The organism is Alloalcanivorax xenomutans (genome assembly GCF_900217905.1).
Taxonomy (GTDB): domain Bacteria; phylum Pseudomonadota; class Gammaproteobacteria; order Pseudomonadales; family Alcanivoracaceae; genus Alloalcanivorax; species Alloalcanivorax xenomutans.
The window spans coordinates 44501-56239 of record NZ_OBMO01000008.1 but is presented as its reverse complement, the minus strand read 5'-3'; the positions used below and the strand labels follow the sequence as shown (position 1 = coordinate 56239).

The 11739-nt window shown below is 63.1% G+C and carries 14 protein-coding genes; 5 read left to right on the top strand and 9 right to left on the bottom strand.

From position 1 onward, the window contains the following. The first annotated feature begins 4 nt into the window (after positions 1 to 4). The gene (gene dcd / locus CRO06_RS07725) at positions 5 to 574 is read left to right on the top strand and encodes a dCTP deaminase (RefSeq protein WP_014995252.1); all 570 of its coding nucleotides are present in this window, start codon (positions 5 to 7) and stop codon (positions 572 to 574) included. Positions 575 to 638: 64 nt separating this feature from the next. Here the strand turns inward: dcd and CRO06_RS07720 are convergent, their stop codons facing one another. From CRO06_RS07720 to purM, 4 genes are read right to left on the bottom strand one after another with little or no spacing between them, the layout of a single operon-like run. After that, positions 639 to 1340, bottom strand: a complete 702-nt coding sequence (locus tag CRO06_RS07720) for a DUF3108 domain-containing protein (protein ID WP_022996482.1) — start codon at positions 1338 to 1340, stop codon at positions 639 to 641. Then, on the bottom strand, positions 1337 to 2077 hold the full coding sequence (locus CRO06_RS07715; RefSeq protein ID WP_097058156.1) for a DUF3108 domain-containing protein: 741 nt from the start codon (positions 2075 to 2077) through the stop codon (positions 1337 to 1339). Before CRO06_RS07715 ends, CRO06_RS07720 begins: the two co-directional genes overlap by 4 nt. Continuing rightward, the gene (gene purN, locus CRO06_RS07710; protein ID WP_022996484.1) at positions 2022 to 2678 is read right to left on the bottom strand and encodes a phosphoribosylglycinamide formyltransferase; all 657 of its coding nucleotides are present in this window, start codon (positions 2676 to 2678) and stop codon (positions 2022 to 2024) included. Before purN ends, CRO06_RS07715 begins: the two co-directional genes overlap by 56 nt. Then, the gene (gene purM / locus CRO06_RS07705) at positions 2675 to 3718 is read right to left on the bottom strand and encodes a phosphoribosylformylglycinamidine cyclo-ligase (protein ID WP_022996485.1); all 1044 of its coding nucleotides are present in this window, start codon (positions 3716 to 3718) and stop codon (positions 2675 to 2677) included. Before purM ends, purN begins: the two co-directional genes overlap by 4 nt. A gap of 100 nt (positions 3719 to 3818) precedes the next feature. Between purM and CRO06_RS07700 the strand changes: the two genes are divergently transcribed. The 3 genes from CRO06_RS07700 (at position 3819) to sthA (ending at position 7136) form a co-directional block, all read left to right on the top strand. Beyond that, entirely contained in the window at positions 3819 to 4952 is a 1134-nt protein-coding gene (locus CRO06_RS07700) for a DUF2066 domain-containing protein (RefSeq protein WP_097058155.1), read from the top strand. Next, on the top strand, positions 4949 to 5638 hold the full coding sequence (gene hda / locus CRO06_RS07695; protein WP_097058154.1) for a DnaA regulatory inactivator Hda: 690 nt from the start codon (positions 4949 to 4951) through the stop codon (positions 5636 to 5638). Before CRO06_RS07700 ends, hda begins: the two co-directional genes overlap by 4 nt. Positions 5639 to 5735: 97 nt before the next feature. Beyond that, positions 5736 to 7136, top strand: a complete 1401-nt coding sequence (gene sthA, locus CRO06_RS07690) for a Si-specific NAD(P)(+) transhydrogenase (protein ID WP_022996488.1) — start codon at positions 5736 to 5738, stop codon at positions 7134 to 7136. Between the two features lie 135 nt (positions 7137 to 7271). Here the strand turns inward: sthA and smrA are convergent, their stop codons facing one another. From smrA to CRO06_RS07670, 5 genes are all read right to left on the bottom strand, one after another. Further along, on the bottom strand, positions 7272 to 7880 hold the full coding sequence (gene smrA / locus CRO06_RS07685) for a DNA endonuclease SmrA (protein ID WP_022996489.1): 609 nt from the start codon (positions 7878 to 7880) through the stop codon (positions 7272 to 7274). 164 nt (positions 7881 to 8044) lie between these two features. Beyond that, positions 8045 to 8212, bottom strand: a complete 168-nt coding sequence (locus tag CRO06_RS20040; protein ID WP_155854813.1) for a hypothetical protein — start codon at positions 8210 to 8212, stop codon at positions 8045 to 8047. A gap of 130 nt (positions 8213 to 8342) precedes the next feature. Beyond that, positions 8343 to 9122 (bottom strand): glutathione S-transferase N-terminal domain-containing protein, encoded by a 780-nt coding sequence (locus tag CRO06_RS07680; protein ID WP_035450928.1) that lies wholly within the window; start codon positions 9120 to 9122, stop codon positions 8343 to 8345. A 111-nt stretch (positions 9123 to 9233) separates the two neighbouring features. Continuing rightward, a complete protein-coding gene (locus CRO06_RS07675; RefSeq protein ID WP_055099283.1) occupies positions 9234 to 9869 on the bottom strand; it encodes a superoxide dismutase in 636 nt (211 codons plus the stop codon). Then, complete coding sequence (locus tag CRO06_RS07670; RefSeq protein WP_097058153.1) at positions 9859 to 10293, bottom strand: hypothetical protein; 435 nt, start codon at positions 10291 to 10293, stop codon at positions 9859 to 9861. Before CRO06_RS07670 ends, CRO06_RS07675 begins: the two co-directional genes overlap by 11 nt. A gap of 212 nt (positions 10294 to 10505) precedes the next feature. On the opposite strand from CRO06_RS07670, the gene CRO06_RS07665 reads away from it, so the two are divergent. Next, on the top strand, positions 10506 to 11717 hold the full coding sequence (locus tag CRO06_RS07665) for an acetyl-CoA C-acetyltransferase (RefSeq protein WP_022996494.1): 1212 nt from the start codon (positions 10506 to 10508) through the stop codon (positions 11715 to 11717). Positions 11718 to 11739 lie beyond the last annotated feature (22 nt).

Sequence of the window (11739 nt, the reverse complement as noted above, 5' to 3'; positions counted from 1 at the left end):
TGTCATGAGTATTAAATCCGATCGCTGGATCTCCCGCATGGCCCGCGAGCAGGGCATGATCGAACCGTTCGAGGCCGAGCAGGTGCGCGTCGATGGCGAGGGCAACAAGCTGATTTCCTATGGCGTGTCCAGTTATGGTTATGACGTGCGCTGCGCCGACGAATTCAAGGTCTTCACCAACATCCATTCGGCCACGGTGGACCCGAAGCACTTCGACGAGAAGAGCTTCGTCGATATCAAGGGCGATTCCTGCATTATTCCGCCCAACTCCTTCGCGCTGGCGCGGACTGTGGAGTATTTCCGCATTCCCCGTAACGTGCTGACCATCTGCCTGGGCAAATCCACCTATGCCCGTTGCGGCATCATCGTCAACGTCACGCCGCTGGAACCGGAATGGGAAGGGCACGTGACCCTGGAGTTTTCCAACACCACCACGCTGCCGGCGAAAATCTACGCCAATGAAGGGGTGGCGCAGATGCTGTTCCTGGAATCCGACGAGGAGTGCGCGGTGTCCTACATGGACCGCGGCGGCAAGTACCAGGGCCAGCGCGGCGTGACGCTGCCGAAGGCCTGATGTTTGAAGTTCACCCTTTCCCCTCAAGGGAGAGGGTGAAAAAACGGTCAAATCCGGCGGAGCCTCAATTCCCGTAGTCGATCATGATCAGCTCGCCGCGCAGTAGCGTGCTTTCAATATGGCGGGCTTTCACCACCATGTAGTCCTTGGCCGGTGCCACCCAGAACAGGGTGCGGCGTTTCTCCTTGCGGTCGCCTTTGCGGCGCTTCTCCACGATCAGCGTGTCCAGTTCCCCCATGGGGGTGTCCAGGGTTTCCCGGTCAATGACGATGAAATGATGCTGGCGGATACGATCGCCGTAGACGCTGGTGGCGGTGTATTCCTTGTCGCCGGTGGCGAACACGCAACGGGCCCGCAGTAACATGGTCAGCTCGTCCAGGGCATCGGCGGGGATATCGAAACTCTCCTTGCCCTCCTTACTGTCGCTGTTGACCGCTCTGGGCGGCGACCAGGAAAAATCGGTGTGGTGATAGCGGTGCTTGCCGAATCCCTGGAACTCATGCACGTAACGTTCGGTGCGCGGTTCACAGTCGTTCCATTCGAACCAGCTCTCCTCGGTATTGGTGAGCATGAAGGAGTCCGCTTCGAACAGCATGCGGTAACGATCTTCTCCCGGCGCGGGTTCCAGCACCAGGGTCGCCTTGATGGGCGTCGGAATCTTGTTGACGTGGATGCGGTATTCGGCGGCGAACGGTGCCAGCGGCTCGGCCAGAGCAGCACCGCCAGGTAATGCCAGAGCCAGTGCCAGGAGCGCGGCACGCATCATGGTAGCGCTCCCTGCAGGGTCATCACGTGGCGGCCGTCCTCGTTTTCCTGCACCAGTTGCACCAGCGTATAGCCGTATTCCGGTGCGAACCACAGCCAGGTCTGCCGGGGGCTGTTGCCGCTGCGGTCGCGGCGTACCTTGACCGTGGTGACAGGCTTGCCGTCCAGACTCAGAGTTTCCTCGCCTTCGACCAGATAATGCTGGCTTTCCAGTTCCCGCTCATCGGCCACATGCAAGGTCAGATCCCGTTCGCCCCGGGCCAGCCGGCACTGCAGGGCCAGGGTCAGGGAAATTTTGTCAGTGACCGCCGCCGCCGGCACCGGGTATTGGCGATCCGCCTTGCCACTGCGCTTGGCGGTGGCGGTGGCGCCGCCGGCCGGGATACGGACTTCGGCTTCCTTGAGCTGGCCGAGTCCCTTGCGCCGGTAACCGTAGAAACGGCTCACCGGCGTGCACTCGTTCCAGACGAAACGGGAGGTCTCGCGAATTTCGCCGAGCACATTGCTGGCCACCACGTCCATCTGCCATTGTCCGTCGCCGAGGGCTTTCAGCGTCCGGTTGGCGGTGACCGCGAAGGGAATGCCCTGGGCCTTGAGCCGGTATTGCAGCTGGAACGGAGTGATTGGTGGTTCGGCGGCGATGGCCGGGACCGTCGCCAGGGTCAGCAGCGCCAGCAGGGCGCTAGTGAGAAGCCTCCGGCGCCCATTGCCGGCCTTGTGGGGGTAGGATTTCGCCATCCAGTGCCACTCCCTGTGTGGTCAGACGCAGACGACCGGCGGCCCGCCATTGCAGGACCTCCGGATAAAGTCCGTGCTCGTATTCCTGTACCCGTTTGGACAGGGTTTCCGGGGTATCGTTCGCCAGTATCGGTAAGCGCGCCTGAGCAATCAACGGGCCGCCATCCAGTTCCTCGGTGACGAAGTGGATCGAACAGCCGTGTTCACGATCGCCGGCTTCCAGCGCCCGGGCATGGGTGTGGAGCCCGCGGTGCAGTGGCAGCAGCGAAGGGTGGATGTTGATCAGCCGGCCGTCATAGTGCCGCACGAAGTCACTGGAAAGGATGCGCATGAAACCGGCGAGCGCCACGGTATCGGCGCCATGGGCATCCAGCTCGCGGATCATGGCGTGATCGAACGCGGGCCGGTCCGGGTAATCGCGATGATCGATCACCGCCGTGTCCACGCCAGCCCGGCGCGCCCGCTGCAGGCCGCCGGCATCGGCCCGGTTACTCAGCACCAGAGTAACGCGGGCCTCCAGGGAACCGGCGTCGATGGCGTCCAGAATGGCTTGCAGGTTGGTGCCGGAACCGCTGATCAGCACCGCCAGACGGTGGGTCACGGAGTGAGCCCCTCCATCACCACTTCCGGAGCGCCGTCGTGGGAACGGATGTCACCGATCAGAATCGGCTGTTCGCCGGCGGCTTCCAGCTCGGCCACCGCCTGATCCACGTGGTCGGCGGGCACCACCACCACCATGCCGATGCCGCAGTTGAAGGTGCGGTACATCTCCATTTCCGGCACTTGCCCTTGTTCCCGCAGCCACTGGAATACCGGCGGCCAGGTCCAGGTATTGGTGTCCACCACCGCGCGCGTGCCGTCCGGCAGCACCCGCGGCAGGTTTTCCGGCAGCCCGCCGCCGGTGATGTGCGCCAGAGCGTGCACCGGCACGGACTTGATCAGGGCCAGCAGGCTCTTCACGTAAATGCGGGTGGGTTCCAGCAGATGCTCGATCACCGGCTTGCCGTCCAGATCGGCGTTGGCGTCACCCTGTTCGAGAATGCGGCGTACCAGGGAGTAGCCATTGGAGTGAGGGCCGGAGCTGGCCAGACCGATCAGCTTGTCGCCGGCCTGGACGCGGCTGCCGTCGATGACGCCGTCGCGCTCCACCACGCCGACGCAAAAGCCGGCCAGGTCATAATCCTCGCCCTGGTACATGCCGGGCATTTCCGCGGTTTCGCCGCCCACCAGGGCGCAACCGGCCTGCACGCAGCCTTCGCCGATGCCTTCCACCACCCGGGCGGCGGTGTCCACATCGAGCTTGCCGGTGGCGTAGTAGTCAAGAAACATCAGCGGTTCGGCGCCGCCCACCACCAGATCATTCACGCACATCGCCACCAGGTCGATGCCGACGCTGTCATGGCGGTCGTGATCCATGGCCAGACGCAATTTGGTGCCGACGCCGTCGGTGCCGGCCACCAGCACCGGGTTCCGATACCCTTCCGGCAGAGCGCAAAGAGCGCCGAAGCCTCCCAGACCGCCCATCACTTCGGGCCGGCCGGTGCGCTTGGCCACCGGTTTGATTCGTTTTACCAGCTCATTGCCGGCATCGATGTCCACGCCGGCGTCGCGGTAGGTCAGCGGCCGTTTCTGTTCGCTCATGGGGCACTCCAGATGGTGAAGGCGCGTATTCTAGCAATCGCGGACCAGGAGTGGAAACGGGCCGACGGACGGTTCGCCAGCAGCGTTCGGATAGGGGATAATGGCGCGCCCAATCGAGGCCCGCTGGACCGAACTGATGACCCGATTACTGTGCTGCGTACTGTTATTGCTGGCCCTGGCGCCGGGCGCGGGGGCCGATACCCTGGGGCAGGTGTCGCTGCCCGTGAACGATGGGCCCGGTGGTGAGGCGCCCGGCGACGAGGCGCTCCGTGACGGACTGGAAAGACTGACCCGGCGCCTGACCGGCCGGGCCGAGGTGGCCGACCTGCCTGGCGTGGCCGGGGCTCTGGCCACACCGGATCGCTGGTTGCAGGCTTACCGCTATCAGCAGGCGGGCGATGCCACCCGGCTGGAACTGGAATTCGACGGCGCCGCCCTGCGCCGTTACCTGGCCAACCAGGGCGCGCCGGTGTGGCGGGGGGAGCCGCCCACGGTGCTGGTGTGGATGGTGGCGGGCAGCGGGCGTGGCAACGTGGTCAGCGCCGGTGATGATCTGGCCGATGCGATGACGGACGTGGCGGCGCAACGCGGCGTGACGCTGCGCTTCCCGGCTTGGGACGAACAGGACCGCGAAGGGCTCTCGGTGGCGGATATTCGTGGCCGTTTCGATGAGCCGGTGCTGGCGGCGTCGCGCCGTTACGGCAGTGATTGGGTAGCCACCGCGGTGCTGTACGACGGCCGCCAGGAGACTCTCAACTGGCGTTTGATGGAAGGCCGCGAAACGGTGACGCAGGATCGTGACAGTGGTGAACGCGGGGCCTTGCTCTCCGGCATGGTGACGGCGGTGGCCGATACCCTCAATGAGCGCTATGGCGATGAGATCCGCACCGCCGACGGCCAGCAAAAGGATCCGCCGACCGCGTTGCCCACCACGTCCGTTGGCACTGGGCCGGCGGTGGCCGGTGGCCCGGCGCCGTCCGCCACCGGGCCGGACAGTTTCGACGACATGACGTTGCTGGCGGTACGCGGTGTCAGCTCCCTGCGTGACCTGACCGCTTTGCGTCAGGCGCTGTCCCAGGCACCCGGCGTGGCGTCGGTGGAGGTTCGTTCCCTCGACGGCGATCAGGTGTTGATTCAATTGAGCCCCGCGGGGCTGGCGCCGGCCCGCGATGTGGCCGGCCTCAGCGAATGCGGGGAAAGTCAGGGGCGTGCCCTGTATTGCTGGCAACCATGACCAACCAGTTACCGCTGGCCCTGCAATTGCGCGAAGGGCATGACCTGGACAATTTTCACGCCGGTGATAACGGCCTCGCCCTGGCCTCGGTGAAAGCCGCGGCTCAGGGTGAGGAAAATCAGGTATTGCTGTGGGGCGGCGAGGGCCAGGGCAAGAGCCATCTGTTGGAAGGCGCGGTGCGCCACGCTCAGGCGCTGGGCCGTTCCGCCTGTCTGCTGCCGGCCAAGGAGTTGTTGCCGCTGGTGCCCGATGTCTTTGACGGCATGGAACAATTCACTCTGCTGGCGCTGGACGACGTTGACCGTTTCGCCGGCCAGCCGCGCTGGGAAGAAGCCCTGTTCCACCTGTATAACCGCGTCATGGCCGGTGGCGGCGTGCTGCTGTTTACCGCTTCCGCTTCACCGGCGGCCACGCCCTGGCAACTGCCGGATCTGGCCACGCGGCTGGCGGCGGGACCGGTGATCCGGCTGCAACCTTTGGATGAACAGGCGCTGACGGAATTGGTGGTGCGGCGCGCCGGCGAGCGTGGTCTGCGAATCAACGGTGAAGCCGCCCGTTATCTGGCCATGCGTAGCGAGCGCTCACCTGCGGCGCTGCTGGAGCGGCTGGCCACGCTGGATCACATGGCGCTGGCCCGTCAGCGTGCGCTGACCATCCCTTTCATCAAGGATGTTTTTGATTGGTGACCCCGGCAGGGATCCGCCTTTTTTCCTATACTAGCGAAACAGCACCGAACACCCTCGCGTGATCTCGTGATCACCACCAAGTCGATAAGGAGACGCTATGGATATCAGTTCCGGTTGGGATCTAGTCATCATCGGCAGTGGACCGGCGGGGGAGGCGGCGGCGATGCAAGCGGCCAAGGGCGGTCTGCGTGTTGCCATGATCGAGAGCCAGAACCGGGTTGGCGGTAACTGCACGCATTGGGGCACGATCCCCTCCAAGGCGCTGCGCCACCAGGTGCGTCAGGTGATCCGCTCGCAACGCAATCCGTTGCTGCGTGGCCTGATCAATCCGCGTCAGGTGCAGTGGCAGGACCTGATCCGCCGCAGCGGGGAAGTGATCGACTCCCAGGTGCAAGTGCGCACCGACTTCTATATTCGTAACCGGGTACGTTTATTTTCCGGGCTCGGTTATATCCAGGGGCCGGGCGAAGTGCGCGTGGACGATCCGGTTGGCCGTCAGTGGCTGTTGCGTACCCGCAATATTCTCATCGCCACCGGCTCGCGGCCTTATCATCCGGCGGACGTGGACTTCGACCATCCGCGCATATACGACTCCGACACCATCCTCAACATGGCGCATACACCCCGCAACATCATCGTCTATGGCGCTGGCGTGATCGGCTGCGAGTATGGCTGCATGTTCACCGGCCTGGGCATGCGCGTGGACCTGGTCAATAACCGGCAGCATCTGCTGGATTTCCTCGACACGGAAATTTCCGATGCGCTCAGCTACCACCTGCGGGATCAGGGGGCCACGATCCGTCACAGCGAGGAATACTCGCGGATCATCGCTGACGACGACGGCGTTACTCTGGAATTGCAGTCCGGTAAACGGCTGCGCGCGGATGCGCTGCTATGGTGTAACGGCCGCTCCGGCAACACCCAGGATCTGGGTATCGAGAATCTGGGGCTGGAAGCCAACAGCCGGGGGCAGTTGAGTGTGGATGAGCGCTACTGCACGGCGGCGGAGAACGTTTACGCGGTGGGTGATGTAGTCGGCTGGCCGTCCCTGGCCAGCGCCTCCTACGACCAGGGACGGTTCTGTGCCGAGGGTATCGTCACCGGCGGCCCGGTGAAGCAGGTGGAAAATGTGCCCACCGGTATTTACACCATCCCCGGTATCAGTTCGGTGGGGCAGACCGAGCAGGAACTCACGGAATCGAAGGTGCCCTACGAAGTGGGGCAGGCGTTCTTCAAGAATCTGGCCCGGGCGCAGATCACCGGTGAGCGGGTCGGCATGCTGAAAATTCTGTTCCACCGCGAGACCCTGGCGGTGTTGGGGATTCACTGTTTCGGTTACCAGGCGATGGAAATCGTGCATGTGGGGCAGGCGGTGATGCGCCAGCCGGCGCCGAACAACACCTTGCATTATTTCGTCGACACCACCTTCAACTATCCCACCATGGCCGAAGCCTACCGGGTGGCGGCGATCAACGGTCTGAACCGGGTAAGGCGGTGAAAAAAGCCGGAGGCCACTACGAAGCCGCTGTGGGAGCTTGCCTGCAAGCGAATCTTGGGGCCCGGAAGCCCACTCGCTTGCAGGCAAGCTCCCACAGCGACTTCGTAGCTCCTTCTGTGCCAGCGGTCGACCCGCCTACCTCTGCGCGCGGCTGCGCTCGTAGAAAAACTCCCGGTTTTTCTGTCGCGCGTCGCTGCTTTTCTTCAACAGCGCCAGGGTGACGCCGGCGCCGCCCTGATTCTGCGGCGCGCTATGGAAGGCCAGCACTTCCGGATACTCGGCCAGCCAGTGCAGCACGTAGCTTTTCAGCAGGCCGGGGCGTTCGCTGTGCTGGCCCTTGCCATGGCTGATTTGCACGGTGCGTAACCCCTGCGCCTGAGCCTCCTGGAGAAAGCGGAATACCTGCTCGCGGGCATCGAGCAAACGAACCCGGTGCAGGTCCAGATGGGCCTGAGTTTCGTACTTGCCCAACCGTAGTTTCCGGAACACCCCTTCCTGCACACCGTTTTTCTTCTGCCCGACGATGTCGTGGGGGCCGGCTTCCCGAACAAACTCCGGCAAGGTTAGCGGATTGCCGTCCCGGGCGGCCCGGGCGGTGGCGGCGGCGCGGCGTTGCTGCTGGGCCAGGCTGGGGGGCTGAGGGCGGCTGAGGCGCACGCGGCCATCGTCCTTGAGCGGTGCCACACCGGTCATTTCTTTGCGAAATAAGTCGTCGCGAAACAGATCGTCGTCATGGTCGTTCATGGCACCCTCCGGACACGGAACTTTATGGGGATAGTACACAAAGTAGGGGGCCGTGGCAGTGGCTGGATGGTCGTCGGCGATGGAGGCGCGTAGGGCGGAATTCGGGGAAAAGCACCACAGGGGGTATGCGAGCATACCCCTTGAGGACCGGGAGAAAAGGTCGATCAGTGCGAGGGACGCGGTGATCGGGGGCGACCGGGGGCTTCCAGAGCCTCGTCATCGGTTTGATGGCGATGCTTCTTGGCGTCCCGCTTGCGACGTTCCTTCGCTACCCGACTATGCTCTTCTTGCCATTCTTTGGCGTCGTAGTCATCAAAGTGGCGACGACTCATGTTCTGTACTCTCAAAAAAGATCCGTAATACAAACACTCGTAGTAACAGGCGCGGCAAAGCCGCAACACCTATATATCACTGAACCCGGCGGCGGAGAAGAGGCGCAACGCAATATTCATACGACCCTGTTCATACTGCCCGGGGCGCGGTATCGGGTTCCTGGTAGGCGTAATCCAGGTATTCCAGGATCGAAGCCGATTCATAACGCTCCTCGCCGGTGTTCGGATCCACCAGATACGGGATCGCCACCATGTCGGTGATGGTGATCAGACGCCGCCGGTTGCGCTGGCTGGGCCGGTAATTCAGGTTCAGGCGGTCGCGTACCGCCGGCAGCACCCAGTCCATCCACTGGTCCCGGCCGCACTGCCGGATCAGATACGGCAGTTGCATCTCACACAGCCGTTCCCGCACCAGGCGCGCGAACGGGCTGGCCTCGAAGGAGTACAACTCCAGCGGCCGTTCCGCCAGGCCCGCCGGGCGGGCGCGCAGTCCACGGCGGCCTCGGGGCACCGATGCGGTGAACGACGAGACGAGTCGCAAGCGGGAGGCCAGCCCGCGCCCGGGCGGCAGGCGGTCGCCGTATTCCCGGTGCAGGTAATCGATAATATCCTCGGACTCATAGAGCGCCGCGCCGGTGTTTGGATCCATCAGGAACGGGAAGCGGGTTTGTCCGCCGAGATTTTCCACCAGAGGTCGGTAACGGTTGCCGCCTTTGGGACAAGGGAAAATCAGTACGTCCAGATCCAGCTCGGTGAGCGTTTCACGCACCAGCCGGCAATAGGGACAGGCTTCGATGTCGTACAATTCCAAAGGCTCTTCCGGCTGCTTGTCACGCGGGCGGGTGGCAATGCCCCGGCCATTTTGCGCGGCGCTGGAAGCCAATGAGCGGACGATATCCAGATATGACATAAGGCTCCTCCTTGTTCCGCTCTACCTTGGCCATGACGCCACGGCGGAACAATGGCCCTGGCGCCGGTAGGATCATGAACAGGCTAAGGGGCGCCAGGAGCGATGCCGCCATCAGGCCGATTGTTGCCGCGGTGCCTGGGTCAGCGCTTCTTCGTACAGCCGGTTCACGTAGGGCCAGTTGACCACTTTCCACCAGGCGTCGATGTAGTCCGGGCGCTTGTTCATGTAGGTGAGATAGTAGGCATGCTCCCACACATCACAACCCAGAATCGGCGCACCGCGCACCTCGGCGGTGTCCATCAGCGGGTTGTCCTGATTACCGGTGGCGCTGATCGCCAGGTCTCCCTCCCTGGTAACCAAAAGCCAGGCAAACCCGGAGCCGAACTGATTGATGCCGGCGTTGGCGAAAGCCGTTTTGAACTCGTCGAAGGAACCGTACTTGGCCAGCAGAGCGTTCGCCAGCGCGCCCACCGGATCGCCGCCGCCATCCGGTGACATCACATTCCAGTACAGGGTGTGGTTGTAATAGCCGCCGCCGTTGTTGCGCACCGCCGGCGGGTGTTGGGAAACGCGGGCGAAAATGGTCTCCATTGGTTGTTGTTCCAGGTCGCTGCCACGAATGGCGGCAACGAACTTATCGTAGTAAGTACGGTGGTGGCGGGTGTGGTGCACGCGCATCGTGGTCTCGTCGATCACCGGCTCCAAGGCGTCGTAGGCGTATGGTAAGTCGGGGAACTCATGAATCATGATAACTACCTTCTAACGTTAAAAGACGTGTGGCGTCCTCCAGTGCCCGCTGCTGATGTGGATCGAGCGGTCCGGCGCCGGATTGATGCAAAGCCAGCAACCGTATTCTCAACCGGCCAAACTCGCCCAGCGCGCAGCCGCCGATACCCCGCGACAACGCTCCGCTCATCCACAGGGCCAAATGCAGGCAACCTTCCAGCAGGACATCCCGGATCAGCTCCGGCCGTTCGCGCCGGGCGTGGGTGTCGGCGAGGTTCTGAATGGCGATGGAATACATAATCAGGGCGTGGGTGTCGGCGGGGCGCCGGCATTGGAGGGCGGTTGCCAGGACGCTGATGGCCTGGCGGTAGCGGTCCTGAGCTTCGGCGTAGCGTTGCGTGGCGAAGGCTTCGTTACCTAGCCGGAGCAGGGCTTTGCTGTCCATTCCATAAATAGTAATGCGAATTACTATCATTTAAAAGCATGAAGAAAAGCAAAATGCTGTCTTTTTCGCTCAGCATCCGTGATCGCTCCCGTCATTGTGGCCGTTCCGGCCCTCGGGCACTCTGTTCGCCTCAATATCTGTTCACCTCAATAATTATCGTTACCCCGGAACGCCGAGCCTGCTCAGGCCGCGAGGGCGAGAGGAACGCTTACATGACCGAAGCCTATATTTACGATGCCATCCGCACCCCCCGTGGGCGCGGCAAGAAGGATGGCTCCCTGCATACCGTCAAACCTCTGGATCTGGTGGTGGGGCTGATCGATGAATTGCGCGATCGCTTCCCCAACATGGACGTCAACCGCATTGACGATGTGTTGCTCGGCGTGGTCTCGCCGGTGGGGGACCAGGGCGCCTGTATCGCCAAAACCGCGGCCCTGGCCGCTGGTCTGCCGGAAACGGTGGCGGGCTATCAACTGAACCGGTTCTGTGCGTCCGGCCTGGAAGCGGTTAATACGGCGGCCCAGAAAGTGGCGTCCGGTTGGGATGATCTGATTCTGGCCGGCGGTGTTGAAGCCATGAGCCGGGTGCCGATGGGCTCCGACGGCGGCGCCTGGGCCATGGATCCGATCACCAACTACGAAACCGGCTTCGTGCCTCAGGGTATCGGCGCCGATCTGATCGCCACCATCGAAGGCTTTTCCCGTCGCGATGTGGACGAATTCGCCGCCGAATCCCAGGCCCGTGCCGCCAATGCCTGGGAAAAAGGCTATTTCCAGCGCTCCGTGGTGCCGGTGAAGGACCGCAATGGCCTGGTGGTGCTGGACCGGGACGAGCATGTGCGCGCGGGCACTACCGCCGATGTGCTTGGCAACTTGAATCCGTCGTTTGCCGTCATGGGCGAAATGGGCGGCTTCGACGCCGTGGCGCTGCAGAAATACCACTGGGTGGAGAAGATCGATCACGTGCACACCGGTGGCAACTCCTCCGGCATTGTCGATGGCGCTTCGCTGGTGGCCATCGGTAACGCCCAGGTGGGCAAGGATTTCGGCATGACGCCGAGAGGGCGGGTGGTGGCCACCGCCATCAGCGGCGCTGATCCCACCATCATGCTCACTGGCCCGGCGCCGGCCTGCCGCAAGGTACTGAAGAAAGCCGGCATGACCATCGATCAGATCGACCTGGTGGAAATCAACGAGGCCTTCGCCTCCGTGGCCATGCGTTTCATGAAGGACATGGGCCTGAGTCACGACAAAGTGAACGTCAACGGCGGTGCCATCGCCATGGGCCACCCGCTGGGGGCCACCGGTGCCATGATCATGGGCACCGTGCTGGATGAGCTGGAACGCCGTGACCAGAAGTACGGACTGTGCACCCTCTGCGTGGGCGGTGGCATGGGGATCGCCACCATCATCGAGCGCCTGTGAGCCGGACGGAGAGAAAAGAATC

Excerpts from the sequence above, each read along its gene's own strand:
- CRO06_RS07720 (WP_022996482.1), bottom strand. The coding sequence starts at position 1,340 with ATGATGCGTGCCGCGCTCCTGGCACTGGCTCTGGCATTACCTGGCGGT.
- dcd (WP_014995252.1), top strand. The coding sequence starts at position 5 with ATGAGTATTAAATCCGATCGCTGGATCTCCCGCATGGCCCGCGAGCAG.
- smrA (WP_022996489.1), bottom strand. The coding sequence starts at position 7,880 with ATGAACGACCATGACGACGATCTGTTTCGCGACGACTTATTTCGCAAA.
- CRO06_RS07715 (WP_097058156.1), bottom strand. The coding sequence starts at position 2,077 with ATGGCGAAATCCTACCCCCACAAGGCCGGCAATGGGCGCCGGAGGCTT.
- sthA (WP_022996488.1), top strand. The coding sequence starts at position 5,736 with ATGGATATCAGTTCCGGTTGGGATCTAGTCATCATCGGCAGTGGACCG.
- hda (WP_097058154.1), top strand. The coding sequence starts at position 4,949 with ATGACCAACCAGTTACCGCTGGCCCTGCAATTGCGCGAAGGGCATGAC.
- CRO06_RS20040 (WP_155854813.1), bottom strand. The coding sequence starts at position 8,212 with ATGAGTCGTCGCCACTTTGATGACTACGACGCCAAAGAATGGCAAGAA.
- CRO06_RS07665 (WP_022996494.1), top strand. The coding sequence starts at position 10,506 with ATGACCGAAGCCTATATTTACGATGCCATCCGCACCCCCCGTGGGCGC.
- CRO06_RS07680 (WP_035450928.1), bottom strand. The coding sequence starts at position 9,122 with ATGTCATATCTGGATATCGTCCGCTCATTGGCTTCCAGCGCCGCGCAA.
- CRO06_RS07675 (WP_055099283.1), bottom strand. The coding sequence starts at position 9,869 with ATGATTCATGAGTTCCCCGACTTACCATACGCCTACGACGCCTTGGAG.
- CRO06_RS07670 (WP_097058153.1), bottom strand. The coding sequence starts at position 10,293 with ATGGACAGCAAAGCCCTGCTCCGGCTAGGTAACGAAGCCTTCGCCACG.
- purM (WP_022996485.1), bottom strand. The coding sequence starts at position 3,718 with ATGAGCGAACAGAAACGGCCGCTGACCTACCGCGACGCCGGCGTGGAC.
- CRO06_RS07700 (WP_097058155.1), top strand. The coding sequence starts at position 3,819 with ATGGCGCGCCCAATCGAGGCCCGCTGGACCGAACTGATGACCCGATTA.